Annotated in this window: 26 protein-coding genes and 1 tRNA gene; 12 read left to right on the forward strand and 15 right to left on the reverse strand. The window is 71.5% G+C overall.

Features of this window, described 5'->3' with window-relative positions:
- Positions 1 to 18: 18 nt before the first annotated feature.
- Positions 19 to 903, reverse strand: coding sequence for a cytochrome c oxidase subunit II (locus tag KBY90_RS01160; RefSeq protein WP_254966561.1), 885 nt, complete (start codon positions 901 to 903; stop codon positions 19 to 21).
- Between the two features lie 237 nt (positions 904 to 1,140).
- Between KBY90_RS01160 and KBY90_RS01165 the strand changes: the two genes are divergently transcribed.
- From KBY90_RS01165 to KBY90_RS01185, 5 genes are read left to right on the forward strand one after another with little or no spacing between them, the layout of a single operon-like run.
- A complete protein-coding gene (locus KBY90_RS01165) occupies positions 1,141 to 2,199 on the forward strand; it encodes a heme A synthase (protein WP_254966562.1) in 1,059 nt (352 codons plus the stop codon).
- Entirely contained in the window at positions 2,192 to 3,202 is a 1,011-nt protein-coding gene (locus KBY90_RS01170) for a heme o synthase (RefSeq protein WP_254966563.1), read from the forward strand. Before KBY90_RS01165 ends, KBY90_RS01170 begins: the two co-directional genes overlap by 8 nt.
- A gap of 20 nt (positions 3,203 to 3,222) precedes the next feature.
- Positions 3,223 to 4,269 (forward strand): ABC transporter ATP-binding protein, encoded by a 1,047-nt coding sequence (locus KBY90_RS01175; protein ID WP_254966564.1) that lies wholly within the window; start codon positions 3,223 to 3,225, stop codon positions 4,267 to 4,269.
- A 34-nt stretch (positions 4,270 to 4,303) separates the two neighbouring features.
- Positions 4,304 to 5,158 carry an ABC transporter permease gene (locus KBY90_RS01180; protein WP_254966566.1) on the forward strand — a complete coding sequence of 285 codons (855 nt, stop codon included), beginning with the start codon at positions 4,304 to 4,306 and terminating at the stop codon, positions 5,156 to 5,158.
- Between the two features lie 49 nt (positions 5,159 to 5,207).
- Complete coding sequence (locus tag KBY90_RS01185; RefSeq protein WP_254966568.1) at positions 5,208 to 5,888, forward strand: N-acetylmannosamine-6-phosphate 2-epimerase; 681 nt, start codon at positions 5,208 to 5,210, stop codon at positions 5,886 to 5,888.
- A gap of 12 nt (positions 5,889 to 5,900) precedes the next feature.
- Here the strand turns inward: KBY90_RS01185 and groL are convergent, their stop codons facing one another.
- The gene (gene groL / locus KBY90_RS01190) at positions 5,901 to 7,556 is read right to left on the reverse strand and encodes a chaperonin GroEL (protein WP_254966569.1); all 1,656 of its coding nucleotides are present in this window, start codon (positions 7,554 to 7,556) and stop codon (positions 5,901 to 5,903) included.
- A 111-nt stretch (positions 7,557 to 7,667) separates the two neighbouring features.
- On the opposite strand from groL, the gene KBY90_RS01195 reads away from it, so the two are divergent.
- On the forward strand, positions 7,668 to 7,925 hold the full coding sequence (locus KBY90_RS01195) for a hypothetical protein (RefSeq protein WP_254966949.1): 258 nt from the start codon (positions 7,668 to 7,670) through the stop codon (positions 7,923 to 7,925).
- Positions 7,926 to 7,950: 25 nt separating this feature from the next.
- Here the strand turns inward: KBY90_RS01195 and fabG are convergent, their stop codons facing one another.
- Together fabG and KBY90_RS01205 are read right to left on the reverse strand one after the other, a co-directional pair.
- The gene (fabG, locus tag KBY90_RS01200) at positions 7,951 to 8,703 is read right to left on the reverse strand and encodes a 3-oxoacyl-[acyl-carrier-protein] reductase (RefSeq protein WP_254966570.1); all 753 of its coding nucleotides are present in this window, start codon (positions 8,701 to 8,703) and stop codon (positions 7,951 to 7,953) included.
- 51 nt (positions 8,704 to 8,754) lie between these two features.
- Complete coding sequence (locus KBY90_RS01205) at positions 8,755 to 9,588, reverse strand: glycosyltransferase family 9 protein (protein WP_254966573.1); 834 nt, start codon at positions 9,586 to 9,588, stop codon at positions 8,755 to 8,757.
- A gap of 72 nt (positions 9,589 to 9,660) precedes the next feature.
- On the opposite strand from KBY90_RS01205, the gene ispD reads away from it, so the two are divergent.
- Entirely contained in the window at positions 9,661 to 10,341 is a 681-nt protein-coding gene (gene ispD / locus KBY90_RS01210; protein ID WP_254966575.1) for a 2-C-methyl-D-erythritol 4-phosphate cytidylyltransferase, read from the forward strand.
- A 19-nt stretch (positions 10,342 to 10,360) separates the two neighbouring features.
- On the opposite strand, the gene KBY90_RS01215 is transcribed toward ispD, so the two are convergent.
- Both KBY90_RS01215 and KBY90_RS01220 read right to left on the reverse strand, forming a co-directional pair.
- Positions 10,361 to 11,314, reverse strand: coding sequence for an LD-carboxypeptidase (locus KBY90_RS01215; RefSeq protein ID WP_254966577.1), 954 nt, complete (start codon positions 11,312 to 11,314; stop codon positions 10,361 to 10,363).
- A complete protein-coding gene (locus KBY90_RS01220) occupies positions 11,311 to 12,207 on the reverse strand; it encodes a 4-hydroxybenzoate polyprenyltransferase (protein ID WP_254966578.1) in 897 nt (298 codons plus the stop codon). The genes KBY90_RS01215 and KBY90_RS01220 overlap by 4 nt, the downstream gene beginning before the upstream one ends.
- 101 nt (positions 12,208 to 12,308) lie before the next feature.
- Between KBY90_RS01220 and KBY90_RS01225 the strand changes: the two genes are divergently transcribed.
- Positions 12,309 to 13,964, forward strand: coding sequence for a Ppx/GppA phosphatase family protein (locus KBY90_RS01225; protein WP_254966914.1), 1,656 nt, complete (start codon positions 12,309 to 12,311; stop codon positions 13,962 to 13,964).
- Here KBY90_RS01225 and KBY90_RS01230 read toward each other — a convergent pair.
- Positions 13,936 to 14,709 carry a helix-turn-helix domain-containing protein gene (locus tag KBY90_RS01230; protein WP_254966579.1) on the reverse strand — a complete coding sequence of 258 codons (774 nt, stop codon included), beginning with the start codon at positions 14,707 to 14,709 and terminating at the stop codon, positions 13,936 to 13,938. The two genes, KBY90_RS01225 and KBY90_RS01230, sit on opposite strands and share 29 nt — an antisense overlap.
- Before the next feature lie 247 nt (positions 14,710 to 14,956).
- A tRNA-Val gene (locus tag KBY90_RS01235) sits at positions 14,957 to 15,028 on the reverse strand.
- Between the two features lie 218 nt (positions 15,029 to 15,246).
- Here KBY90_RS01235 and KBY90_RS01240 point away from each other — a divergent pair.
- Positions 15,247 to 16,665 (forward strand): FAD-dependent oxidoreductase, encoded by a 1,419-nt coding sequence (locus tag KBY90_RS01240; RefSeq protein ID WP_254966580.1) that lies wholly within the window; start codon positions 15,247 to 15,249, stop codon positions 16,663 to 16,665.
- A 2-nt stretch (positions 16,666 to 16,667) separates the two neighbouring features.
- Here KBY90_RS01240 and cobM read toward each other — a convergent pair whose 3' ends face one another.
- Genes cobM through petC form a run of 4 tightly spaced genes read right to left on the reverse strand, consistent with a single transcriptional unit; the run spans position 16,668 to position 19,922 of the window.
- Positions 16,668 to 17,429: a precorrin-4 C(11)-methyltransferase gene (gene cobM, locus KBY90_RS01245; protein ID WP_254966915.1), complete on the reverse strand. Its 762-nt coding sequence runs from the start codon at positions 17,427 to 17,429 to the stop codon at positions 16,668 to 16,670.
- A 26-nt stretch (positions 17,430 to 17,455) separates the two neighbouring features.
- Positions 17,456 to 18,325 carry a prolipoprotein diacylglyceryl transferase gene (lgt, locus tag KBY90_RS01250; protein ID WP_254966581.1) on the reverse strand — a complete coding sequence of 290 codons (870 nt, stop codon included), beginning with the start codon at positions 18,323 to 18,325 and terminating at the stop codon, positions 17,456 to 17,458.
- 21 nt (positions 18,326 to 18,346) lie between these two features.
- A complete protein-coding gene (gene petA, locus KBY90_RS01255) occupies positions 18,347 to 19,315 on the reverse strand; it encodes a cytochrome f (RefSeq protein ID WP_254966582.1) in 969 nt (322 codons plus the stop codon).
- 58 nt (positions 19,316 to 19,373) lie between these two features.
- Positions 19,374 to 19,922, reverse strand: a complete 549-nt coding sequence (gene petC / locus KBY90_RS01260) for a cytochrome b6-f complex iron-sulfur subunit (protein WP_254966583.1) — start codon at positions 19,920 to 19,922, stop codon at positions 19,374 to 19,376.
- 67 nt (positions 19,923 to 19,989) lie between these two features.
- On the opposite strand from petC, the gene KBY90_RS01265 reads away from it, so the two are divergent.
- The gene (locus KBY90_RS01265) at positions 19,990 to 20,349 is read left to right on the forward strand and encodes a DUF3067 family protein (RefSeq protein ID WP_254966584.1); all 360 of its coding nucleotides are present in this window, start codon (positions 19,990 to 19,992) and stop codon (positions 20,347 to 20,349) included.
- Positions 20,350 to 20,536: 187 nt separating this feature from the next.
- Positions 20,537 to 21,331 carry a hypothetical protein gene (locus KBY90_RS01270; RefSeq protein WP_254966585.1) on the forward strand — a complete coding sequence of 265 codons (795 nt, stop codon included), beginning with the start codon at positions 20,537 to 20,539 and terminating at the stop codon, positions 21,329 to 21,331.
- Here the strand turns inward: KBY90_RS01270 and tatC are convergent.
- Positions 21,307 to 22,029, reverse strand: coding sequence for a twin-arginine translocase subunit TatC (tatC, locus tag KBY90_RS01275; RefSeq protein ID WP_254966916.1), 723 nt, complete (start codon positions 22,027 to 22,029; stop codon positions 21,307 to 21,309). The two genes, KBY90_RS01270 and tatC, sit on opposite strands and share 25 nt — an antisense overlap.
- A 152-nt stretch (positions 22,030 to 22,181) precedes the next feature.
- Positions 22,182 to 23,831 carry an NFACT family protein gene (locus tag KBY90_RS01280; RefSeq protein WP_254966586.1) on the reverse strand — a complete coding sequence of 550 codons (1,650 nt, stop codon included), beginning with the start codon at positions 23,829 to 23,831 and terminating at the stop codon, positions 22,182 to 22,184.
- A 78-nt stretch (positions 23,832 to 23,909) separates the two neighbouring features.
- On the opposite strand from KBY90_RS01280, the gene gmk reads away from it, so the two are divergent.
- Entirely contained in the window at positions 23,910 to 24,497 is a 588-nt protein-coding gene (gene gmk / locus KBY90_RS01285) for a guanylate kinase (protein ID WP_254966587.1), read from the forward strand.
- 53 nt (positions 24,498 to 24,550) lie between these two features.
- On the opposite strand, the gene KBY90_RS01290 is transcribed toward gmk, so the two are convergent.
- A complete protein-coding gene (locus KBY90_RS01290; protein ID WP_254966588.1) occupies positions 24,551 to 24,658 on the reverse strand; it encodes a Photosystem I reaction center subunit IX in 108 nt (35 codons plus the stop codon).
- Positions 24,659 to 24,666 lie beyond the last annotated feature (8 nt).

Raw genomic sequence — 24,666 nt, forward strand, 5'->3', positions numbered from 1 at the left:
GCGGTCACCGGGTGAATCTCAGGCACTGACCTGTGGTGCGTTCTGGGTCACCCAGGCCAGAAAATCCTCCGGCTCGTGGACCACAACCGAGGTGCGCATGCCGCCGTGGTAGGGGCCGCAGAGCTCCGCACAGATCACCGGATAGGTGCCGGGGCGCGTGGCCGTGAGCGAGAGCACGGTGGGCTGGCCTGGAATCACGTCCTGTTTGAGGCGGAACTCCGGCACCCAGAAGGCATGGATCACATCACGGGCCTGCATGCGCAGCTGCACCGGCTGGCCCACGGGCACGTGCAGCTCTCCGCTGGTGATGGCGCTGTCGGGGTAGTGGAAGATGAAGGCGAACTGCATGGCCGTCACCTCCACCGGCAGAGGCGGCACAGCCGTGGCGACGGCTCTGCCGTCGCCGGTCTGGTCGAGGTAGGCCTGGGTGCTGCCGATTCCGCCCCAGATGCGTTCGCCGCTGGATGGTGGAGTGCTGGCCGGCTGGACCTGGTCCATGCCGCTGAGATCCATCGCCCCGTGATGCATGCCGCCATGGTCGAGGCTGGCCATGCCGCCCATGCGGTCGTAGATGTCGTAGCTGTAAATCCCAACGAATAGAATCACCACGGCTGGGATCGCCGTCCAGACGATTTCCAGGGGCAGATTGCCTTCGATCGGCAGCCCCTCGGCCACGTCGCCGGGGCGGCGGCGGAAGCGGATCAGGCTGTAGAGCAGCACGATCAGGATCCCCAGAAAGAGGATCGTGCCGATGCTGAACAGCACCTGGAAAAGGCTGTCGTAGGGCGGGGCGTTGGTGCTGGCGGCCACCGGCAGGAGGCTCACCCGGCTGCCCACCAACAGGCCGGTGCCCACCAGGGCTGTGGTGGCCAGGGCAGCAGTGATGGCGGTGCGGATCTGCACAGGATTGAAGGCTGTCGGGATCGCTGTTCGCCCAAGGCTATGGACGTTGTCGACGGCCTGCGATCAGCTGCCGGCCGACGGGGCTTATTGCGACAGACGGTGACAATTTCACCCCTGAAGATTGGCCTCGCGGCTTGCAGCCGGGCGTCTCATGTCGCGAAATCAAGATCAGCGAGATCGCTGCCGCATCGGCTGTCGGAACTGCTGGCTACGTTGACCCGACCTCACCGGGGAGCCATGTCCGCCAGCCCCCAGCAGACCCCGGATCGGTCGTCCAGCGCGGTGTTCCCGCACTCCGCTGATGGCTCAGCCGCCGGCGGCCGGCCCCAGGGGCCGGTTCCCACCGCCAGGTTCGAGCCGGTCACGGCCCACCTGGTGGTGGCCCTGGTGGCCCTGGTGGTGATCGGTGGTGCCACCCGGGTGATGGAGGCTGGCCTGGCCTGCCCCGACTGGCCGCTCTGCTACGGCCAGTGGCTGCCTGGAGGCCGCATGAACCTGCAGGTTTTTCTGGAATGGTTCCACCGCCTCGATGCCTTCGTGGTGGGTGTGGCCCTGCTCGTGCTCAGCGCCGCCAGCTGGCTGGGCCGCCGCGACCTGCCGCCCTGGCTGCCCCGCTGCGCCCTGGGGGCCCTGCTGCTGGTGGCCGTGCAGGGCGGCCTCGGGGCCCTCACGGTCACCAGGCTGCTGGCGCCCGGACTGGTGACCGCCCACCTGGCCACGGCCCTCCTGCTGGTGGCACTGCTCAGTGGCCTTCATCAGGCCCTGGAGCGCCAGCGTCTGATCTCCGCATCCGCCGAGCCCACTGACGCCCGCGACCGGGCCAGGCTGCCGCTGTGGTGGCGGAGCCTGGCGCTGCTCTCCCTGGCGCTGGTGCTTGGCCAGTGCCTGCTGGGCGGTTCCCTTGCCAGCCAGTGGGCTGCGCAGCGTTGTCTCTCTGCGGCCGAGGGTTGCCAGTGGCTCCTGCGCCACCGGCTTGCCGCCACCCCCGCGGCCCTGACGGTGGCCGCGCTGCTGCCCGCCTCCCTGGCGCTCCCGTCCGCCGAGGGCCGGCTGCGCTGGTTCGCCGCCGCGGCCGCTCTGCTCGCCGCCCTGCAGGTGTGCCTGGGCGTGGCCACCCTGCGCCTGCAGCTGGGGGTGCCTGCCGTCACGGTGTCCCACCAGCTCGTGGCGGCTCTGCTGATCGCCGTGCTCGGGGCAGTCGTCGGCCGCAGTCTCCAGGCCGGCTCCCTGCCCCCGCAGCGGCCAGCGGCCGCCATCCCCGGTTTCACCTCCAGCGCCCAGACCGCCCATGGTTAGCTTCAGCCCGCCGCCCAGTGCGGTCACCGGCGCCGCGGTCGCTAGCGGTCCTGCTCTCCAGCCCGCCGCTCCAGCGCGACGGCTGCGGCTGCCGGCCTGGCTGGAGGTGGCCAAGCCGCGTCTGATCCCCCTGCTGCTGGCCACCACCGTGGCGGGCATGGCCGTGAGTCCGGCGCCCGTGGATGGCCTCACCCTCACCTGCACCCTGGTGGGGGGCACCCTGTCGGCGGCAGCCGCCGGCATCCTCAACTGCCTCTGGGAGGAGGAGCTCGACGGCCGCATGGCGCGCACCAGCCGTCGTGCCCTGCCCTCCGGCCGGCTCGAGCGGCAGCGGGCCCTGCTGCTGGCGGCGCTGTTCACCGTCACCGCCGTGCTGGTGCTGGTGATCGGTGTGAACCCGCTGGCGGCGAGCCTCGCCCTCCTCGGCCTCTGCAGCTACGTGCTGCTCTACACGGTGCTGCTGAAGCCCCGCACCCCCCAGAACATCGTCATCGGCGGGGTCGCCGGCGCCATCCCGCCCCTGGTGGGGGCCGCGGCGGCCACCGGCGAGCTGGGCTGGTCGAGCTGGTGGCTGTTCGCCCTGGTGATGGTGTGGACGCCGGCCCATTTCTGGGCCCTGGCCCTGCTGCTCCGCGACGACTACCGGGCCGTGGGCATCCCGATGCTGCCGGTGGTGAGGGGAGTGGAGGTCACCGCCCGGGCGATCCAGGGCTACGCCCGCGCCACGGCACTGCTCAGCCTGGCGGGGGTGCTGGCCCTGCCCGGCGGCGGTCTGTTCTACGGACTGCTGGTGATGCCCTTCAACGCCCGCCTGCTCCAGCTGAGCGGCAACCTGGCCCTGGATCCGGACGATGCGGGACGGGCGCGGTCCCTTTTCCGCTGGTCGATTCTCTACCTCTTCGGCATCTGTCTGCTGCTGCTTCTGGCCCGGTTGCCCCTGGCCCAGGCTCTGCAGCTGCCGCCCACGGCCGTGCCGCTGGCGCTGCCTACATTGGCCCACTGAAACCTCGGGCGACGCCACAGATGGGCGATGGTGCAGCCGTCGATGGCCTGATCCAGCTCCACGACCTGCGCAAGAGCTACGGCAGGGGCGAGAAGGCGGTGCAGGCTCTCGATGGCCTCAGCCTCAGCGTTCCAGCCGGCAGCCTCTACGGCCTGCTGGGCCCCAACGGTTCCGGAAAGACCACCAGCCTGCGCATCCTCTGCACCCTGCTGGCCCCGGATGCCGGCAGCGTGCGCGTGGCGGGGCTCGATGCCCTCGCCCAGCCCCGGGCGGTGCGTCGCCTGCTCGGCTACGTGGCCCAGGAGGTGGCCATCGACAAGATCCTCACCGGCCGCGAACTGCTGCGTCTGCAGGGCGACCTGCACCATCTCGAGGGCGGCGTGCGCAACCGCCGCATCGCCGAGCTGGTGGAGCTGCTGGGGATGGGTGAGTGGATCGACCGCCGCTGCGGCGGCTACTCCGGCGGCATGCGCCGCCGCCTGGATCTGGCCTCCGCCCTGCTGCACCGGCCCCGGGTGCTGGTGCTGGATGAGCCCACCGTGGGCCTCGACATCGAGAGCCGGGCCGCCATCTGGACCGTGCTGCGCCAGCTGCGCGACGGCGGCACCACGGTGCTGCTCAGCAGCCACTACCTCGAGGAGGTGGATGCCCTGGCCGACCGGCTGGCGATCATCGAGCGCGGCCGGGTGATCGCCGAAGGGGTACCGGCCGACCTCAAGCAGGCCCTGGGCGGTGACCGGGTCACCCTGCGGGTGCGGGAGTTCAGCGATGCCGAGGAGGCGGCGCGGGTGCAGCGGCTTGTGCAGGGCTGCGCCGGTGTGCGCCAGGTGGTGGTCAACCAGTCCCAGGGCTACTCGCTCAACCTGGTGGTGGAACATGAGGGCGTGGTGGAGCAGCTGCGGCGGCAGCTGGCGGAGGCCCAGCTGCCGGTGTTCGCCCTGGCCCAGAGCCGCCCCAGCCTCGATGACGTGTATCTCCAGGCCACCGGCCGGACCCTGATGGACGCGGAGCTGGCCGTGGCCGGTCTGCGCGACCCGAAGGAGGAGCGCAAGCAGAGCATGCGTTGAGTCAGCCTTCAGTTCCCCCGCAGCCGCCCCACCGATGACCTCAGCCAACCCCAGCCTCCAGGCGCTGCCCGCCGAACCCCCGGCGCTGGCGGAGATCAGCCAGGAAACCCTGGCCCTCACCCGGCGGCTGTTCGTGCAGCTGCAGCGCCGACCCTCCACCCTGGTGGCCGGCGTGCTGCAGCCGCTGATCTGGCTGGTGCTGTTCGGCGCCCTGTTCGCCAAGGCGCCGGAGGGGCTGCTGCCCGAGGGCATGAGCTACGGCCGCTTCCTGGGGGCCGGCGTGATCGTGTTCACCGCCTTCAGCGGCGCCCTCAACGCCGGCCTGCCGGTGATGTTCGACCGTGAGTTCGGCTTCCTCAACCGTCTGCTGGTCGCCCCCCTGCGCTCGCGCAGCTCGATCGTGCTGGCTTCGGTGCTCTACATCACGGTGATGAGCCTGGTGCAGAGCCTGGCGATCATGGCCACCGCCGCCCTGCTGGGCTACGGCTGGCCGGGGGGCGGCGGCCTGCTGCTGGTGCTCGTCACCCTGCTGCTGCTGGTGTTCGCCGTCACGGCCCTTAGCCTCGGCCTGGCCTTCGCCCTGCCGGGCCACATCGAGCTGATCGCGGTGATCTTCGTGGCCAACCTGCCCCTGCTGTTCGCCAGCACCGCCCTGGCGCCGATCTCCTTCATGCCCGCCTGGCTGGGCTGGCTGGCGGCGATCAACCCGCTCACCTTCGCGATCGAGCCCATCCGTGCCGCCTATGCCGGCCAGCTCTCGCTCACGGCTGTGGTGCTCGAGGCTCCCTACGGAGAGCTCAGTGCCGCCGCCTGCCTGGGGGTGCTGGCGGCCCTGGCCGTGGGGCTGTTCCTGCTCATCCGGCCGTTGCTGGACCGCAAGCTCTCCTGAACCGCCGCAAGCTCTCCTGAACCGCGTTTCCCCGGCTTACCCCCCTGCCATGGCCCAGCTCCCGTCGCCCACCGGTCTGATCGTGTCGGTGCAGGCGCCGGAGGGCTCGCCTCTGCGCGATCCGGAGGTGATCGCTGCGATGGCCGAGGCCAGCCTGCGCTGCGGCGCCAGCGGCGTGCGCCTGGAGAGCCCGGAGCACATCGGCGCCGTGCGCCGGCGCTGCCCCGGGGCCCTGATCGTGGGCCTGTGGAAGCGCACCTACACCGACAGCCCGGTGTACATCACCCCCGGCTGGGAGGAGATCCGTGCGGTGTGGGCCGCCGGGGCGGACGTGGTCGCCCTCGATGCCACCGAACGCCGCCGTCCTGGCGGCGCGGAGCTGGCCGGGCTGATCGGGCGTGCCCGGGCGGAACTGGGTGCCCCCCTGATGGCGGATGTGGACAGCGTCGCCAACGGCCTTCGGGCCGCTGAGCTGGGGTGCTCCTGGGTGGGTACGACCCTCTTCGGCTACACCGAGGCCACGGCGGGCAGTCGCCCCCCGGCCTGGGACCTGCTCGGCCCCCTGCGGGAGCAGCTGCCGGCGGGCACCGCCCTGATCTGCGAAGGGGGCATCGCCAGCCCGGAGCAGGCGGCACGGGCCCTGGATCTGGGCGCCGATGCCGTGGTGGTGGGTACGGCGATCACCGGTGTGGACCTGCAGGTGGCTGCCTATGTGAAGGCCCTCGGCTGAGGGCCGGGGCGCTCACATCATGCCGGGCATGCCCATGCCGCCCATGCCGCCCATTCCACCCATGCCGTCCATGTCAGCGCCGCCGGCGGGGGCAGGGGGTTCGGGCTTGTCGGCGATCACGGCCTCGGTGGTGATCAGCAGCGAGGCGATCGACACCGCATCCTGCAGGGCGAGCCGGGTGACCTTGGCGGCATCGACGATGCCGGCGGCCACCAGGTCTTCATAGCCGCCGCTGAGCGCATTGAAGCCGAGGCCCTGGCTGAGGATCCGGGCGCAGACCACCGCGCCGTCCACGCCGGCGTTCTCGGCGATCTGACGGACCGGAGCCTCCAGCGCCCGGCGCACGATCTGCACGCCGGTGCGCTCGTCGCCGTCCACGCCGGCGGCCAGGGCTTCCAGCTCGGAGGCCAGCTGCAGCAGGGTGGTGCCGCCGCCGGCGACGATCCCCTCCTCCACCGCCGCCCGGGTGGCGTTGAGGGCATCCTCGATGCGCAGCTTGCGGTTCTTGAGTTCGGTTTCGGTGGGGGCGCCCACCTTGATCACCGCCACGCCCCCGGCCAGCTTGGCGATGCGCTCCTGCAGCTTCTCGCGGTCGTAGTCGGAATCGGTGCGCTCCAGCTCACGCCGGATGGCCGCCACCCGCTCGCTCACGGCCTGCTGGTGGTCGCCGCTGGCGACGATGGTGGTGTCGTCCTTGGTGAGGGTGACGCGCCGGGCCGTTCCCAGGTCGGAGAGCTTCACCTTCTCCAGGGTCATGGCCTGGTCCTCGCTGACCACAGTGGCGCCGGTGAGGATGGCGATGTCCTGCAGGCTGGCCTTGCGGCGGTCGCCGAACCCGGGCGCCTTCACGGCCGCCACCTGCAGAACGCCGCGGCTCTTGTTCACCACGAGGGTGGCCAGAGCCTCACCGTCCACGTCCTCGGCGATGATCACCAGGGGGCGTCCGGCCTGGCTCACGGCCTCCAGCACCGGCACCAGATCGGTGATGGAGCTGATCTTGCGGTCGGTGATCAGCAGCAGCGGGTTCTCGAACACGCACTCGCGCCGTTCCTGGTCAGTGATGAAGTAGGGCGAGATGTAGCCCCGGTCGAAGGCCATCCCTTCGGTGATCTCCAGTTCGGTGGCCAGGGAGTTGGATTCCTCCACGGTGATCACCCCGTCGGCGCTCACCTTCTCCATCGCCTCGGCGATCATGCGGCCGATCTCGTCATCGTTTCCCGCGCTCACGGTGGCCACCTGGCGGATGGCGTCGCCGGCCACCGCCTGGGAGCGCTCAGCAATGCCCTGCACCACCTGGGCGGCCGCCTTCTCCATCCCCCGGCGCACGCCCACCGGGTTGGCGCCGGCGGCCACGTTGCGCAGCCCTTCGTGAACCATCGCCTGGGCCAGCACCGTGGCGGTGGTGGTGCCGTCGCCGGCGCTGTCCTTGGTCTTGCTGGCCACCTGCTGGATCAGCTTGGCGCCGATGTTCTCGAAGGGATCGTCGAGCTCGATCTCCCGGGCGATCGTCACGCCGTCGTTGACGATGTCGGGGGCGCCGAACTTCTTCTCGAGCACCACGTTGCGGCCCTTGGGGCCGATCGTCACCCGCACCGCGTCGGCCAGGGCGTTCACGCCCCGCTCCAGCGCGCCGCGGGAGGCATCGGAGAAGCTGACCAGCTTGGCCATCGGTGGATTCAGACAACGCTTTGGCACCAGCGTCCCATGCCGGTGTCGCCGCAGCGGTGAGGAAAGCCGAATCGCCCCCGCCCCGATAGGGTCTGGCCAGTGCTGGGCCCGGTGACCGGGACGATGGAGGACCTGCTGCAATCCGCTCTGGAGACGGCCCGTGAGGGCGGTGATGGGGTGGTGCTGGATCCAACCACCAGCGCCAACGCCATGGTGTTCGCCCTGATCGCCGCCCTGGGGGTGGTGATGGCGCTGATCTACGTGCCCCTGCGCCTCTTCCTCACGCTCACCGCCCGCAGCCGGCGGCTGCGGCTGCTGCAGCGCATCCGCCAGCTGCGCGAGGAGCTGGGCCGGCCGGTGAAAAGCTGACGGCCGACGCGGGCAGGCGCTGCCCTCAGCGCATCACCATGCCGCCGTCCACCTGCAGCACCTGACCGGTCATGTAGGCGGCGGCGGGGTCGGCGGCGAGGAAGCGCACGGCGCTGGCCACCTCGGCGGGCTGACCCATGCGGCCCAGGGGAATGGCCCTGAGAATCGGCTCCTTGTCGAGCTCGGCGGTCATGTCGCTCTCGATGAAGCCTGGGGCCACCGCGTTCACGGTGACGCCCCGGCTGGCGAACTCGGCGGCACTGCTGCGCGTGAGGCCGATCAGGCCGGCCTTGGCGGCGCTGTAGTTGGCCTGGCCCGGGTTGCCCATCAGCCCCACCACCGAGGTGATGTTGATGATGCGGCCGCTGCGGGCCTTGAGCATGGTGCGGCTGACGGCGCGGGTGCAGAGGAACACGCCGGTGAGGTTGAGGTCGAGCACGCTCTGCCAGTCGGCGGTCTTCATCCGCATCAGCAGGCCGTCGCGGGTGATGCCGGCGTTGTTCACCAGCACGTCGAGGCGGCCCTCCTTCTCCAGCACCGCCTTCACCATCGCCTCCACCTGCTGCTCGTCGGCGACGTTGGCCTGGTGGGCCCAGGCCTGGCCGCCAGCGGCGGTGATCTCGGCCACCACGGCCTCGGCCGCCTCAGGCGAGCTGGCGTAGTTCACCACCACGGTGGTGCCGGCGGCCGCCAGCTCCCGGGCGATGGCCGCGCCGATTCCCCGGCTGGCGCCCGTCACCAGGGCGACCTGACCGGCGAGGGGAGTGGCGGTGACCATGGGCGCAGGTGCGGAACGTGGCGCCGATCGTATGGCCCGCGCCGGGCGCGCTCAGCCCAGGCCGAGGGCCGTGAGCACGTCCGCGGGATCCAGCCGCTCCAGATCGCCGGGGGCGCCGAGCCCCTTCACACCGTCCCGCTGCGGGAGGTCGGCGCTGCCGCGGCCCAGCGCCACCAGGGGGATGCCCAGCAGCAGCGCCAGCTCGATGCTCACCGGGTCGCTGGCCAGCACCACATCGGCGCTGGCGATGCGGGCGGCCAGCCCACGCATCGAGCCCTCGCCGGCGAGCATGCTGCGCAGATCGGGCAGGCGGCTGCGGATGCGTCCCGGCAGGTCCTGCCAGCACCCGGCGGGCCAGTCACCCGCGCCGCCGGCCGGTGCCAGCAGGAGCAGCGGCCCGTCGCCGGCAGGCAGCTCGGCGGCGGCCGCGTCCAGGTCCTGGCGGGGCAGCGCCAGGCGGAAGGCGGCGGCATCCAGCTCCACCCCCACCGGGCGCAGGAAGGCCTGCCAGGCCTGCGCTCCCCAGACCCCATCGGGCTCCTGCACGGTGTCGGTGGCGGAGAACCCCGCTGCCGCCACCCGGGTGGGGATGTGACTCATCGACAGCATCAGATCCACCTGCCGTCCCCTGGTCCGGTTGAAGCAGAGCTGGAAATCCGGTTCCCGCACCGAACCCAGCAGGTTGGCCCAGTCCGCCAGGGTGGCACCAGCGAAGGCGAAGGGGATGGTGCGCTCCACCCGGGGGTGCAGCGACCACAGCGGCACCGCCGCGGCAGGGCACACCACCTGCACTTGCGCGCCCAGACCCTCGGCCACCGCCGCCACCGCCGGGAAGGCCTGGAGCTGACGACTGCCCTCGCCCGGGACCAGAAACAGGGCGCGCATGACGGTGGCTCGGACTCGGCGGCCTGATTGTATGGATGCCGTTCGATCGGGCCCACTCGGCGGGAGTCGTCTGTGCATCTGCTGATCGCCGCCGCCGGCAGTGGCCGCCGCATGGGTGCGGCCGGCAACAAGCTGCTCCTGCCCGTGGCCGGTCGTCCCGTCCTCGCCTGGACCCTCGATGCCGTGCTGGCCTGCCCGGCGATCCGCTGGATCGGCATCATCGGCCAGCCCGTGGACGCCGAGGCGGTGGCAGCGATCGTGGCCGCCGCCGCCCCGGACCGGCCGGTGCGCTGGATCCTTGGCGGCGACACCCGTCAGGAGTCGGTGCGGCGGGGGCTGGCGGCGCTGCCGCCCGAGGCGGAGGGCGTGCTGATTCACGACGGCGCACGGGCCCTGGTGGAGCCGGAGCTGCTGGAGCGCTGTGCCGCGGCGGTGGCCGAGGGGCGGGCGGTGATCGCCGCCACGCCCGTCACCGACACGATCAAGCAGGTGGACGGCGGTGGCATGATCACGGCCACCCCCGACCGCAGCCGGCTCTGGGCGGCCCAGACACCGCAGGGATTTCCGGTGCAGCAGCTGCGCCAGGCCCACACCAGCGCCGGGGAGCGGGGCTGGAGCGTCACCGATGACGCCGCCCTGTTCGAGCGGCTGGGACTGGCGGTGCAGGTGCTGGAAGCGCCCCCCTCCAACATCAAGCTCACCACCCCGTTCGATCTCACCATCGCCGAGGCGGTGCTGGCAGGCCGGCGCTGAGGGCCCGGTCGACGGCTGCTCAGATCAGCACGTCCAGCCGTCCGGCAGCGGCGTCCAGCCGGGCGCGGGCGCCCAGGGGCAGGGCGGCATTGCCGGCCTCATGGCCCACCGGCAGGCCTGCCAGCACGGGGATGCCCAGGTCGGCGGTGCGGTCCCGCAGAACCTGCTCGAGGCTGAAGCGGGCCAGGCCGTCGGCGCCCTCTCTGTCGGCGCTCTCAGCGGCGTCCGGGTCGTCGCAGTCGCTGAAATGGCCCAGGGCGATCCCGGCCAGCTGGCCGAGGGCACCGCTCAGGCGCCAGTGGGTGAGCAGACGGTCGATCCGGTAGGGCGCCTCGCCCACGTCCTCGAGCACCAGGATGGCGCCGACCAGATCGGGCAGGTGGGGCGTACCCAGCAGGTGGGTGGCCACCGTCAGGTTGCCCGCCAGCAGCGGCCCCTCGGCCACGCCCTCCACCCAGCCCATGCCCTGCAGGGTCGGCAGCGGTTCGCCGAACAGCAGGGTGCGCAGCCGCTCCTGGCTCCAGGCGGGCTCGTCCGCCAGGGTGGTGAGCAGGGGACCGTGGATCGCTCCCCCGTGCCCCTGGGCCAGCTGGGCCCAGAGCAGGGAGGTGACGTCGGAGAACCCCAGCAGCCAGCGGGGCGGCAGCGCCAGGGGGCGCTCCAGCAGCCGGGCGGCACCCCAGCCGCCGCGCAGGCAGGCCAGCAGGTCGGCGCCGCCGCGGTTGGCCCGCTGCAGATCGTCACGGCGCTGGGCATCCCGCCCAGCCAGGTAGCCCCAGCGGCGTTCGTGCACCGGCTGGCGCTGCACCTCCAGCCCCCAGCTCTCCAGCACGGCGATGCCGGCCTTGAGCCGCCGCACGGCCTGGGGATCCACCAGCGCCGAGCTGGCGGCCACCGGTGCCACCCGGTCGCCGGGCCGCAGGGGCTGCGGCCAGTGCAGGCGTGGGCCGCAGCCCGGAGCTGTCCTGGTCATGGCAGCCGTCCCAGCACCAGGGCCAGCAGCAGCAGGGCCCCCAGCCGCACCTGATGGCCGAAGTGACGGCCGTAGGCCGGCGCCGTCAGGCCCGGCCGGCGCAGGGTCCAGCCCTCGCGCAGCATGCCCGCGGCGGCGCATCCCCCCAGCAGCCAGCCGAGGGGGGCCAGCCCGCGCAGGCCCGCGGCCAGACCCAGCGCCATGACCGTGCCCGCGTAGCAGAGGGTCACCACCAGCGGAGCCCGGCGGCCGAGGCTGAGGGCACTGCTGCGCACGCCGATGGCGCGGTCGTCGTCGCGGTCGGCCATGGCGTACACCGTGTCGAAGCCGAAGGTCCAGAGCACCGTGGCCAGCCAGGTGAGCGCCAGGGGCCTGCCCCCGGCCAGGGAGCCGCTGGCGGCCGCCCAGGGGATCAGCACCGCGAAGCCCCAGCAGAAGGCCAGCACCAGCTGTGGGTAGGCGAACCAGCGCTTGGCCGAGGGATAGAACAGCACCGGCGGCAGGGCGGCCAGGGCCAGCAGCAGGCAGAGAGCGCGGCTGCCGCCCGGCAGCCCCCACATCACCACCACCAGCGCGACCAGCAGGCACAGCAGCAGCAACAGCACCGCCTCCGGCACGCTCACCCGGCCGGAGGCCAGGGGGCGGCCGCGGGTGCGCTCCACGCGCGGATCGATGCGCCGGTCCCAGAGGTCGTTGGCGATGCAGCCGGCAGCGCTCACCGCCAGCCCGCCGATCACGATCCACCCCACCAGCTCCGGCGGCGGCGGTGAGCCGGGGCTGAGCCAGAGGCTCCAGCCGGCCGGGATCAGCAGGATCAGGCGGCCGCTGGGCTTGTGCCAGCGCACGAGTTCCAGCCAGGCTCGCCCCCGTGCCCTGATCGCCGAGCCGGCCATGTGCGCCTTCCGCTGCGCCGCAGGCTAGGGGGCGCCGGCGGTGGCAAAGTGGCGCCGCGCCGGCCCCGCCTGCCCCCATGGTCCAGGCCTCCCAGTCCTCCATGCCGACGGATGCGGGGGCCCGCCCCGAGGCCGCGACGGATCCAGGGCCGCCGACGCGCCGGCGGGTGGCCGCCATCGACATCGGCACCAACTCCATCCATCTGCTGATCGCCGAGGTGGATGTGCAGCTCTCCACCTTCTCGGTGCTGCTGGCGGAGAAGAGCACCACGCGGCTGGGCGAGCGGGATCCGGACAGCGGCGATCTCAGCGCCGAGGCCATCGAACGCTCCTTCCGCACCCTCAGCCACAACCGCGAGCTGGCCGAGAGCCACGGTGTGGAGCAGATCGTCACGGCCGCCACCAGCGCCGTGCGCGAGGCCCCCAACGGCCGGGATTTCCTGCAGGCGATCCAGAACCAGCTGGGCCTGGAGGTGGATCTGGTGAGCGGTCCGGAGGAGGCCCGCCTGATCTACCTGGGCGTGCTCTCCGGCATGGCCTTCGGCGAGCGCCCCCACACGATCATCGACATCGGCGGCGGCTCCACCGAGTTGGTGCTGGCCGACGGGCGCGATGCCCGGGCCCTCACCAGCACCCGCATCGGCGCCGTGCGGCTGCAGCGGGAGTTCTGCCAGCAGGATCCGCTGCCCCCCGAGCGGCGGGGCTTCCTGCAGGCCTACATCCAGGGCTCCCTCGATCCGGCCGTGGCCGAGCTGCGCCGGGCTCTGCGGCCGGGCGAGGTGCCCCAGCTGGTGGGCACCAGCGGCACCGCCATGGCCCTGGCGGCCCTGGCGGCGGCGGACGATGAGCGCCCCACCCTCAAGCTGCAGGGCTACCGGCTCAGCCGGGACCGGGTGGATCAGCTGGTGGCGCGGCTGCTGGCGATGACGCCCGAGCAGCGGCGGGCCCTGCCGGCCATCAACGAGCGCCGGGCCGAGATCATCGTGCCCGGCGCCCTGATCCTGCAGACGGCCATGGCGATGCTGGGGGCCCGGGATCTGGTGGTGTGCGACCGGGCCCTGCGGGAGGGCCTGATCGTGGACTGGATGCTGCGCAACCGCATCCTCGGCGACCGCTTCGCCTTCCAGAGCACGATCCGGGAGCGCACCGTGCGCCATCTGGCGCGCAGCTTCGGCGTCGACCTGGCGCGGGCGGAGCGGGTGGCCGCGCACGCCCTCAGCCTCTACGACCAGAGCCGGGGCCTGCTGCACGACGACGCGGGGCCGGGCCAGGAGCTGCTCTGGGCCGCCGCCCTGCTGCACACCTGCGGCAAGAGCATCAACATCTCGGCCTACCACAAGCACAGCTGGTATCTGATCCGCCACGGCGAGCTGCTCGGCTACTCCCAGGCCGAGCACCTGATGGTGGCCGCCATCGCCCGCTACCACCGCCGCAGCCTGCCCAAGAAGCGCCACGAGTCGTGGCTGCTGATCGAAGGCCGGGAGCAGCGCCGCACCGTGACCGCCATGGCCCTGCTGCTGCGCCTGGCCGCCGCCCTCGACCGCCGGCCCGCTGCCGTGATCGGGACGATCCGGCTGCACTCGCTGCCGCCCGGCGACGACCGGGGGGTGGCGGTGGAGCTGGTGCCCAGGGAGATGGGGCCTGGCGAGGGCGCGGTGGACCTCAGCCTGGAACGCTGGAGTCTGCGCTCCTGCAGTGACGTGGTGATGGAGGCCTGCGGCCTGGTGCTCAGGGTGCCTGAGCCGCCTCAGCCCTGAAGCGGCGCCAGCGCACGTCCTGGATCGGGCCCAGGGGCGCCGGCTCGGACGGCCCGATGCTCACCGTCACCAGGTCGGGGCGTCCGGCGAGGACGGCCAGCTCATCCTCGAGGGGAAAGCGCTGTTCGGCCGCCAGGGTGCCGCGGAACAGGGTGCGGCCGTCGGCGCTGCGCACCTCCAGCCAGCTGGGTTCCGATGGGCGCAGCACCAGCTCGGCCGGCCGGTCTGCGGCGGCACCGGTGGCGTTCTCGGATGGGGCTGGACGCACAGGGGGAGCGGCCCGGTTCGCGCTGGGGCGCGGCAGCAGAGGCAGACCCTGGCGCCACACGACCGCCAGGGCGGCGGCCAGGCCGAGCAGTGCCGTCAGGGCCAGCAGCAGGGGACGCCCAGGGGAGAAACGGCCGGTCCGCGAGGCGGGATCCGCAGCGCCCCGGGCCGGTTCCCGCTGGGCTGCCGGGACGCTCTGGCGCAGAGGCCGAGGGGCGAGAAACCCATCGCTGCTGCGCAGGGCCTCGATCTCGGCATTGATCTCGATCCCCAGGCTGTTGGCCACGCGCCGCGCCTGGGCAATCACGAACACGGCTTCCGGCAGCACGTCGCGGTTGCCGCTCTCCAGGGCCTGGAGCTGTTCCCGTCCCATGTTGAGGCGGTCGGCCTGCTCCTCCAGGCTGAGGCCACAGGCCTGGCGTGCCTCGGCGAGGCGGTGCCCCAGTTGCTGCAGTGCCGGATTGGCTTCAGCGCTCACTCAGCTGGACGGGCGGATGAAAGGACAGATGGAGGTGGACGCTGAGGTGGCCCGCAACGCATCGGCAGCATTCTGACCCGTGTGCGCCGATCTGCACACTCTCCAGGTGAGTCGCTCTGCCCAACTGAGTCGCTCCGCCGGCAGGCGGTTCCCATGCTGGCCGAGCGCAGTCAGCAGGTGCCCATTCAGGCCACGCGCAGCGAAGGCCCACGCAGGCAGGGATGGTCGCAGAGCATCTGAAGTGATATGGGCGATACTGGATTCGAACCAGTGACCCCTTCCGTGTGAAGGAAGTGCGCTACCGCTGTGCTAATCGCCCGTCGCAGCTGCAGCCGATGAGACCGCGTTGCCCCGCAAACCCCGTCGGGCCCCGGTGAGCCGAGTTTAGAGCACAGCCTCTCCGGGCCGACCCGCGATCGGCGACCATGGAGCGCCGTCCGAGGCCCAGTCCTGTCTGTGACCCCGCCGCAGCCCACCGCCTCCCCTCAGTCCGGGAACGGATCCACAGCCCCGGCCTCCCCCCCGGACGCTGGTCTGGTGGATGTGCTGATCGTGGGTGGCGGGGTCTGCGGCACAGCCCTGCTGTTCGAGTTGGCCCGCTACACCGACCTGGCCCGTATCGCCCTGGTGGAGCGGTATGCCGAGCTGGCACAGGTGAACTCCAGGGCGTCGAGCAACAGCCAGACGATTCACTGCGGTGACATCGAGACCAACTACACCCTGGAGAAGGCCCTGAGCGTCAAGCGCACGGCGGAGATGATCGTCCACTACGCCGATCTGCTGGAGCCTGACGTGCGCGAGCGGTGCGTGTTCCGCACCCCGAAGATGGTGCTGGCCGTGGGGGAGGCGGAGTGCGCCGCCCTGCGGGAGCGCTTCCAGCAGTTCTCGCCCCACTTTCCGGCGATGGAGCTGCTGGAGAAGGAGCAGATCGCCGCGTGGGAGCCCAATGTGGCGCTGCTCAACGGCCAGCCGAGGCCCGAGCCGCTGCTGGCCATCGGCATCCGCAGCACCTACACGGCCGTGGACTATGAGCAGCTGGCGGCCTCGTTCGTCGATCAGGCCCGCACGGCCGTCGACGGCACCACCGCGGCAGGCGGGGGAGCCCGACAGCTTGATCTGCTGCTGGGCACCACGGTGCGCCGGATCACCCCTGAGGGCGACCTCTTTCGCGTGCAGCTGGCCCCCACTCCGGGTTGCGGCACCGCCCAGCCCGGCGAGCGGCAGGCACCCCGGGAGCTCCTCGCTCGCCACGTGGTGGTGAATGCGGGCGCCCACAGCCTGCTGATGGCCCAGTCGATGGGCTACGGCCTGCACTACTCCTGCCTGCCGGTGGCCGGCAGCTTCTACTTCACGCCTGATCTGCTGCGCGGCAAGGTGTACACGCTGCAGAACGACAAGCTGCCGTTCGCGGCCATCCACGGGGATCCCGACGTGCGCGCCCCCGGTCAGACGCGCTTCGGGCCCACGGCCCTGCTGCTGCCGCTGCTGGAGCGTTACCGCCCCGCGTCCTTCTGGGAGTTTCTGCGGGTGCTGCGGCTGGACTGGGCCGTGCTGAGCGTGCTCTGGCAGCTGCTGCGGGTCGCCGACATCCGCAACTACATCCTGCGCAACCTGCTGTTCGAGGTGCCCTGGCTGCGGCGGCGGCTGTTCCTCGCCGATGCGCGCAAGATCGTTCCCGGCATGCGGCTGGAGGACCTGCGCTTTGCCAAGGGGTTCGGCGGTGTGCGGCCCCAGCTGATCGACAAGCGCCAGCGCCGGCTGATGCTGGGCGAGGCGAGCATCCCGGCCCGGCCTGGGCTGGTGTTCAACGTGACGCCGTCTCCGGGGGGCACCTGCTGCCTGGGCAATGCCGCCCGCGATCTGGAGGCCATCGCCGAGCGCCTCGGCTGCCGATTCGACCGGGAGCGTCTGGCCTGCGAGCTCTATGGGGAGCCCTCGCTGACGGCAGCGGCCTGAGCTCAGTCCGGCTCGGGCACGCCCCCCCGGAACAGGTGCCGGTGGCCGGAGGAATACAGCAGCGAACGGGCCTGCTGCGGTGCCGCCAGGGCCGGACTGACCACGTAGAGGGTGGTGCGGATCAGCTGCCGTTCCAGGCTCACCCGCGCCATCGCGCTGAGTGGCACAACCGTGATCCACTCATCCGGCCAGCTTACGCGGTAGGCGATCGCCACCGGGGTGTCCGCCGGGTAGTGCGCCAGCAACTGCTCCTGCACCTCCTCCACATGCCGGGCGCTGAGGTAGAGACACAGGGAAGCGCGCAGCGCCGCCAGCCGCGGCAGGGCTTCGCGCTCGGGGACGCCGGTGCGGCCGCCGGCCCGGCTGAGCACGATCGTCTGCACCAGCCCGGGGATCGTGAGCTCCTGATGGAGTGCCGCGGCGGTGGCCTGGTAGGCGCTCAGGCCCGGCACCACCTCCGCTTCCAGCCCCGCTTCCCGGAGTCGGTGCAGCTGTTCGGCCAGGGCCCCGTAGAGGCAGGGGTCGCCGTCGTGGAGGCGCACCACCCGCAGGCCGGCGCGGGCCCGTTCCACCACCACGTCCATCACCTCCTCCAGGGTGAGGCTGCTGGTGCGGATCCGTTCGCAGCTCTCTGGGGCCAGGGCGGCGATCTGGGGATTGATCAGGGAATCGGTCCACACCAGCACATCGGCCCGCTCGATCAGCCGGGCGGCCCGCAGGGTGAGCAGATCCGGAGCCCCCGGACCTGCCCCCACGATCCACACCGGGTGCCCAGCGTTTCCGGGAGCGGTCAAGATCCGGCTCCGCGCGCGGCCCCGGACGGGTCGGGCAGGGGGCGGCCCCGGCCCAGCAGCCACCACAGTCCCAGCCCGCCCAGGCCGATGAGCACCAGGCTCACCAGCTGGGCCATGCGGATGCCGCCCTCACAGAAGGGCGGCTCTGCGAACAGGCAGAGGGGGTCGATGCGCAGCCCTTCGATCCAGACGCGGCCGCTGCTGTAGGCCATCAGGTAGATGCAGCTCAGGGCCCCTGCGGGCAGGCGGATGCGGCCCTGGCTCGCACGGCGGAACAGCACCAGCAGCAGGATGGCGACGCCGAGATTCCAGAGGGACTCGTAGAGAAAGGTGGGGTGGAAGTAGAGCTGCTCGAGGAATTCCGGTGTGCGGTTGGCGGCCGGGATCTTCAGCTTCCAGGGCAGCTGGGTGGGCAGGCCGTAGGCCTCGGAGTTGAAGAAATTGCCCCAGCGGCCGATGGCCTGGCCCAGGGCGACGGATGGCACCAGCACATCCAGCAGGGGCCAGAAGGGCTGCCGGCGCCAGCGGCAGAACAGGATGGTGGTGAGCGCTCCGCCGATCAGCGCGCCGTGGATGGCGATCCCGCCGCGCCAGATGGTGAGCACGTCCACCCAGTTGCTGGCGTACTGCCGCCATTCCAGAGCCACGTAGTAGAGGCGGGCACCGAACACCGCACCGAGCACCACCAGGGGCAGCAGGTCGGCGATCAGGCCCGGATCGATGCCCCGGGCCCTGGCCAGGCGGGTGGAGAGCGCAAGCCCCACGAGCACCGCCAGGGCGATCAGCAGCCCGTACCAGCGCAGGGCGAAGGGGCCCAGCTGGAACACCAGGGGCCCCGGAGAGGTGAAGGTGGCGAGCACAGACAAGGGAGACCGGGCTGGGGCTGCTCAGACGATGCCTTCGGCCGCCTGCACCTTCTCCACCTGGCGCTTCTTGAGCACCAGCATGATCTGGGCCACGGCGATGGCGGCGAAGAAGGCCAGCAGGCCGATGATGCGCTGTGGGTTCTGGAGCACCACCTCGGCGTCCACCTGGCCGAAGCCACCCACGTTGGGGTCGTTGGTGATCGGCGCGCCGGCTGCGACGGCGTCGCCCACGGACACGATCAGGGAGGGACCGGCAGGGATGGTCTCGCTGACGACGGTCCCGTCCTCGGCGCTGATCTCCACCTGGGTGGCGCCGTTGTCACCGGGGGTGATGGCCGCGACGGTGCCTGCGGCAGGAGCTGTGAAGACCGTGTTGTTGCTCTTCTCACCGGTGGGATACACCTGGCCGCGGCCCCGGTTGCCGCCCACATGCAGCTGGTACTTGCCGAAGTGAATGCTGCTGTCGGTGGCGGGGTCGGGGGAGAGAACCGGGAAGACGATCTCGCGGTGGTCATCCCCGGGCAGTGGGCCCACCAGCAGGATGTTGGGCTGATCCTCGGAGTACTGGCTGTAGAAGATGCCGGCCGTCTCCTCCTTGAGTTCCTCGCTGAGGCGATCCTGCGGGGCGAGGGTGAAGCCGTCGGGGAGCATCACCACGGCGCCCACGTTCAGGCCGGTGCCGCTGCCGTCTCCGGCCACCTGCTGCACCGACGTGTCGTAGGGAATCTCCACGACCGCCTTGAACACCGTGTCGGGGAAGACGGCCTGGGGCACTTCGACGCGGGTGGGTTTCTGGGCCAGGTGGCAGTTGGCGCAGACGATCTTGCCGGTGGCCTCGCGCGGGCTTTCGTAATTCTGCTGAGCCCAGAAGGGATAGGCCCAGCTCGGAGCGGCCGCGGCGGTGAGCAGGGTGAGGCAGAGGGCGGCGCCGACCAGGGGCCGGAGCAGTGGGGCGGACGCGGTGACGAGGGAGGAGAGGAGCGGACGCATCGGTGGCGGTGGCGACGGTGGCGGTGACGACGGGGAGGGAGGATTCAGCTGGCCGGGGTCACGCCCACCAGGGTTTGTCGCCGGTGCGGAAGTCGGTTTCGTCCCACTGACTCAGGAACACCTTGTCGTCCTCGACCGACACGTGGGCCAGGGCCAGGGAGAGGGGCGCCGGACCGCGCACCACCTTGCCGGTCGCGTCGTACTGGGAGCCGTGGCAGGGGCAGATGAACTTGTTGGCGCCGCTGTTCCAGGGCACCACGCAGCCGAGGTGGGTGCAGATGGCGTTGATGCCGTAGCTGCCGATGGCCTCGTCCCCCTCGACGATCAGGTAGGTGGGGTCCCCCTTGAGGCCCTGCACCAGGCTGCGGTCGCCCTCCTTGTGGCTGCCGAGCCAGCCGCTGGCGGTGACGGGATTGCCCAGTTCGTCCTTGGCGGCGGTGCCGCCACCGGCGCCGCCGGCCCGAGGCGGAATGAAGTAGTTCACCACCGGGTACAGGGCCCCGAGGGCGACGCCGGTGACCGACCCGAAGGTGAGCAGGTTCATGAACTGCCGACGACCCATTCCGGGCACATCACCACTCGAGGCGCTCGCTGGGATCTGGGTCATTCGAAGCGGCTCCCGGGAGCCACAGCAACGTGCGTGCCACCTTAAGGCCTGCCCAGCCCCCGTCCCCGTGGCTCCCGAACGCGTGGATCCCAGCCCGTCGCAAGGCGCCTCCCCCCTCACGGGCGCGGAGCTCCAGCAGGCGCTGCGGGCCCGCTGGCAGGCCTCCTACGACCTGCAGGTGGTGCAGCGCCGTGGCCGGCTCTATCTGCAGGTGATGTGGGCCCATCTGGAGCAGCAGTCCTTTCCGCTGAGTGCCGAGGCCTATGCCGCCAGGCTGGAGGAGGTGGCGGCGCTGCTCAACCTGATGGGCGTGGCCTCCCAGGTGCGCCGATGGCTCGCTACCACCGCCGGCAGGCCCCGGCTTGGCAGGGCCCTGGGTCTTGCCCTCGAACTCCCTCCCGAGCGGACCGGCGAATTTCTGCTCTAGTCCATTCCGGTCGGCAGCCACGGTCCGGTTGGCAGCCACGGCATGCCTGCCCAGCCAGCGCGGCGGGGATGCGCCCCGGCTGCCGAGGTGTTATCAAGCGCTTCGACCCTGGCGCGATCGTCCAAAGCCCCCTCGACCAAGCCCCCTGGCTGCCAACGCCCTGTCTTCTCCCAGACCGCGCCTGCCCATGTCTCGTCGCCGACCTGCCGTCACCGTGCCTGCCGGGGCTCTGCTGAGCCTGGGGATCGGCCTTTCGCTGCTGCTGGCGATGCCTGCGGAAGCCGCCCGCTACGAGGCCATCTGTGGCAACAAGCGTTGCCGTATCGAGGTCACCGAGAAAGGGGTCAAAGGCCCTTCCGGGTTCATCCCGGCCGATCGCATCGCGCAGTGGAATGCCGTCGGCTGGGACAACCACAACGCCCTGGTGGCGTCGCTGGGGGCGACCGGCGGCGCCGTGACCGGCACCGTGGTGGGGGCCCTGGCCACCTGCTGGACGTTGATTGCCTGCCCGATCGGCATCCTCGGTGGCGCCGTGGTGGGTGGCGTGGCGGGGTCACGGGCGGGTCGCTCGGCTGACTACCAGTTCTCCGTGGTCGGCTACGACAAGAGCGGCAATTCACTCACCGAGACCTTCCGGTTCATCAATGCCAGTCCCGTGCGGGGCCTGGTGCAGAACCTCACCAGGGTGTCGGGTCTGGAGATGGGCGTTCGCCGGGAGGTGGCCATCGCGCCGCCACCGGCCAGGATCCGGCGGCCCGCCCTCGAGCCATCCAATCCTCGGCGGCCGGCGCCAGCCAGGCGTCCCCAGCCGTCCATGCCCATGGCAGCTCCCGCCCAGCCGGTTCCGGTCCCGCAGGCCTCGCCCGTCTGGACGCCGCCGCTGGCGCAGCAGGAGTTTCCCGTGCTGGAGCCGAGCCAGAGCGAGCTGCCCGTGCTCGGCGACGCCATCGATCCCTATCAGGGGACGCCGCTGTTTCCCTGAGCCGCCGGCTGCAGGCGTTCCACCAGCGCCACCAGCGCCACGCCGATCAGGAACAGGGCCGTGATCGCTCCACTGAGCAGCAACATCGTCACCGGGTCGGTGGACGGGGTGAGCACGGCGCCGGAGACTGCCGAGATCAGCACCACCCAGCGCCAGCCGGCGAGCATGGCGCGGGAGCGGATCAGGCCCAGTGCCCCGAGGATCAGCTGCAGCACAGGGAGCTGGAAGGCCAGGGCAGTGGCCACCATCAGCAGCAGCACGAAGTCGAGGTAGCGCTCGATCGACCAGCTGGGCTCCACCACATCGGCACCGAAGCTCACCAGGAAGCGCAGCGCGGCGGGCACCAGGGCCCACCAGGCGAAGGCCAGGCCGGCGGCGAACAGCACCGCGGAGCCGGCCACTGCCGGGGCCACCAGCCGGCGCTCCCGGCGGCTGAGACCGGGCAGCACGAACGCCAGGATCTCGTACAGCACCCACGGCAGCGCGAAGGTGAGGCCGGCATAGCCGGCCACCTTGAGCGAGACGAACAGGAATTCCCCGGGTGCCAGCTGCAGGAAGCGGATGCCCTCGGCGGGCATTTCCAGCAGCCGCACCAGCGGCTTCACGAACACCAGCGCCGCCGCGGCACCCACCACCACCGCCAGCAGGCTGCGCAGCACGCGACGCCGCAGCTCCTCGAGGTGGTCCACCAGGCTCATCTCCACTTCGCCCGGAAACTCGTCTCCGGCCGGCACGGGGATCGGCGGCGGGGCCGGCAGGACCGTCTGTGGGGATGTCCCGGAACCGGGCCCTGGGGCACCGGAGCGGGTGTCGGACCGGAGGTCGGGCCGGGTATCGGGGGGGGGGCTGGTCATGGCTGCCCTGCTGCCAGGAGGTTAAGGGCCCGCTCCGGTTCGCCCCAGATCACCTCGCCGCCCCGGTGGCGCACCGTGCCCGGAGCGGCGCCGGGGATCCGCTGCAGCTCCTCCACCGGCACCATCACCACCGGCACCCGTCCATTGGCGCGGCCGCGGCTGAAATGGGCCGCCAGGTCGGCGGCGCACTGCAGGTCGCTGTCCATGGCGGGAGCTTCGGAACTCTTCAGCACCACATGGCTCCCCGGCAGCTCCTGGGCATGGAACCAGAGGTCGCCGCGTCGCGCCTGGCGGAAGGCGATCCACTCGTTCTGACGGTGGTTGCGCCCCACCTGCACGGGGATTCCGGAAGCGCTGCGCAGCTCCAGCGGCCTTGGGCCTTCAGCCTTGGCGCGGGTCTGGCCCCGCCGCCCGGGCCGGCTGCACACCGACCGTCCCAGCAGGGCATCAAGCTCCTCCTCGATCGCCCGAAGCCCGTCGAGGGTCTCCGCCTGCTCCAGATAGGTGAGGCTGTCTGCGAGTGCAGCCAGGTGCCGCTGGTGCAGCTCGATCCTGGCGGTGATCGCGGCGGCGGAGCGGCGCAGCTTGCGGGCCTTGCGGTAGAGCTTCTGGGCCTCTTCGATGCAGGAGCGCTCGGGCTGCCGCTGGCTGAGCAGGGCATCGGCCCGGCGCTGCAGCTCCTCGGCGCCGGGGACGGCCGCCAGCAGGGCCTGCTGCTCCCGGAGCTGGCCACTCTCCCGCTGCCGCAGGCGTTCCAGGTGCTGGCGGATGTGCTGGCGCTGCTGCTGAAGCTGCTGCCGGGCCAGGTGGTCGCGGTAGTAGGCGGCCAGGGCCCGGTTGATGGCCAGTCCGTCCGCGGACCCCGCGCCACCCTCCTGCCCCCAGCAGGCATAGCCTCCGTCCAGGGTGCGCCAGCCGAAGCGATCCCCCGCCAGGGTCTCCAGCCAGGTGCGCCAGCGCTCCCAGAGCTGGGTCCATTGCGCGGCGTCGAGGCTGTCCACCTTCCGCTCGAGCCAGCCCTGCGGTGCCAGCTGGGCGGCCAGGGCGGGGCTGATCCCCTGGTAGGCATCGCGCAGGGCCTGGCCGAGGGGCAGGGGCAGCAGCGTCAGCCGCCTCTGCCAGCTGGCGAAGCCCTCCTCCAGGCTGGGCGGTTCCCCGCTGAGGGGTGGTGGCGACTGGTAGGGATCGCCGGTGCCGATCGGCCGCAGCCGCGACTGGCTGGCTTTCACCTGCCGGGCCAGCGCCACCACCTGCCGGTCTTCATCCAGAAGGAACAGGTTGCTGTGTCGTCCCATCAGCTCCGCCACCAGCCAGCGCTGCACGGGCTCGCCCGGGCGACGGGCGAACCCCAGCTCCACCACCCGTTCCCAGCCAGGCTGATCAATGCGGATGAGCGCCAGGCCGCGCAGGGCGTGCTGCAACTGCTGGGCCAGGGTGCTGCCCTCCCCCTGGCGTGGCGGCGTGTCGATGGTGTGCACCCGTGCCGCCTCGGCCTGCCAGCTCAGCTCCAGCCAGTTCATGCCCTGCAGGTGGCGCAGGCCGATCTGGATGCTCTGGCCCGTGTCCTGCTGCGCCTTTTCGAACCGGCTCGGCAGCAGCACCGCCCGCCACTCCCAGAGCACCGCCCTGAGGCTGGTGAGATCCATCGGCTGCAGCCTCGCCATCACCTGCGCCGGAGAGCTCCGCACCGGCTTCTACTCTGCAGCCCAGCCTCCAGCGCCGCGATGGCACGCCTCACCGTGATCACGGGTCCCAGCGGGGTGGGCAAGGGCACCCTGGTGCGCCAGCTGCTCGCGCGGCACCCCCAGATCTGGCTGTCGGTGTCGGCCACCACCCGTTCGCCGCGACCCGGAGAGGTGGACGGCGAGAGTTACTTCTTTCTGGGCCGGGAGGACTTCGAGCAGCGGGTGCGCGCCGGAGGATTCCTGGAGTGGGCCGAATTCGCCGGCAACCTCTACGGCACTCCGCGCCAGGCGGTGGAGGACCACCTGGCGCAGGGCCGGCCGGTGCTGCTGGAGATCGAACTGGAGGGCGCCCGCCAGGTGCGGCGCACCTTTCCCGCTGCGTTCCAGCTGTTCATCAAGCCACCCTGCTTCGCAGAGCTGGAGCGCCGCATCCGCGGCCGCGGCACCGACAGTGATGCCGCCATCGGGCAGCGTCTGGAACGCGCCCGGGTGGAGCTGGCCGCCGAGGAGGAATTCGACGCCGTGCTGGTGAACGACGACCTTGGGGAGGCCTGCGAGCAACTGGAGCGGCTCATGCACCTGACCAGCAAAAAGCCCCCCATCGGGGGGGCTTCAGCTGCCGGCTAACTGGGAAGACCGGAAGGCTGACGGGCTGACGGGAGAATCCCGTGTCAGAGCGGTCAGAAGATCAGGTCGGGGAAGAAGCGGAAAACCTCGATGGTGATGCCTGCGGTGAGGGTGAACCAGAGGGCAGCAACGACGGGGGCGGTGGTGAGGAATTTCTTCATGGTTCCAG

The organism is Cyanobium sp. CH-040, assembly GCF_024346135.1.
In the GTDB taxonomy this organism is placed as follows: domain Bacteria; phylum Cyanobacteriota; class Cyanobacteriia; order PCC-6307; family Cyanobiaceae; genus NIES-981.

Coding starts and splice junctions, on each gene's coding strand:
- KBY90_RS01225 (WP_254966914.1), top strand. CDS start 12,309: ATGCCGACGGATGCGGGGGCCCGCCCCGAGGCCGCGACGGATCCAGGG.
- KBY90_RS01205 (WP_254966573.1), bottom strand. CDS start 9,588: ATGCGCGCCCTGTTTCTGGTCCCGGGCGAGGGCAGTCGTCAGCTCCAG.
- KBY90_RS01180 (WP_254966566.1), top strand. CDS start 4,304: ATGACCTCAGCCAACCCCAGCCTCCAGGCGCTGCCCGCCGAACCCCCG.
- KBY90_RS01165 (WP_254966562.1), top strand. CDS start 1,141: ATGTCCGCCAGCCCCCAGCAGACCCCGGATCGGTCGTCCAGCGCGGTG.
- KBY90_RS01220 (WP_254966578.1), bottom strand. CDS start 12,207: ATGGCCGGCTCGGCGATCAGGGCACGGGGGCGAGCCTGGCTGGAACTC.
- fabG (WP_254966570.1), bottom strand. CDS start 8,703: ATGGTCACCGCCACTCCCCTCGCCGGTCAGGTCGCCCTGGTGACGGGC.
- KBY90_RS01290 (WP_254966588.1), bottom strand. CDS start 24,658: ATGAAGAAATTCCTCACCACCGCCCCCGTCGTTGCTGCCCTCTGGTTC.
- petA (WP_254966582.1), bottom strand. CDS start 19,315: ATGCGTCCGCTCCTCTCCTCCCTCGTCACCGCGTCCGCCCCACTGCTC.
- KBY90_RS01185 (WP_254966568.1), top strand. CDS start 5,208: ATGGCCCAGCTCCCGTCGCCCACCGGTCTGATCGTGTCGGTGCAGGCG.
- KBY90_RS01280 (WP_254966586.1), bottom strand. CDS start 23,831: ATGGATCTCACCAGCCTCAGGGCGGTGCTCTGGGAGTGGCGGGCGGTG.
- KBY90_RS01215 (WP_254966577.1), bottom strand. CDS start 11,314: ATGACCAGGACAGCTCCGGGCTGCGGCCCACGCCTGCACTGGCCGCAG.
- KBY90_RS01175 (WP_254966564.1), top strand. CDS start 3,223: ATGGGCGATGGTGCAGCCGTCGATGGCCTGATCCAGCTCCACGACCTG.
- petC (WP_254966583.1), bottom strand. CDS start 19,922: ATGACCCAGATCCCAGCGAGCGCCTCGAGTGGTGATGTGCCCGGAATG.
- KBY90_RS01170 (WP_254966563.1), top strand. CDS start 2,192: ATGGTTAGCTTCAGCCCGCCGCCCAGTGCGGTCACCGGCGCCGCGGTC.
- tatC (WP_254966916.1), bottom strand. CDS start 22,029: ATGAGCCTGGTGGACCACCTCGAGGAGCTGCGGCGTCGCGTGCTGCGC.
- gmk (WP_254966587.1), top strand. CDS start 23,910: ATGGCACGCCTCACCGTGATCACGGGTCCCAGCGGGGTGGGCAAGGGC.
- groL (WP_254966569.1), bottom strand. CDS start 7,556: ATGGCCAAGCTGGTCAGCTTCTCCGATGCCTCCCGCGGCGCGCTGGAG.
- KBY90_RS01270 (WP_254966585.1), top strand. CDS start 20,537: ATGTCTCGTCGCCGACCTGCCGTCACCGTGCCTGCCGGGGCTCTGCTG.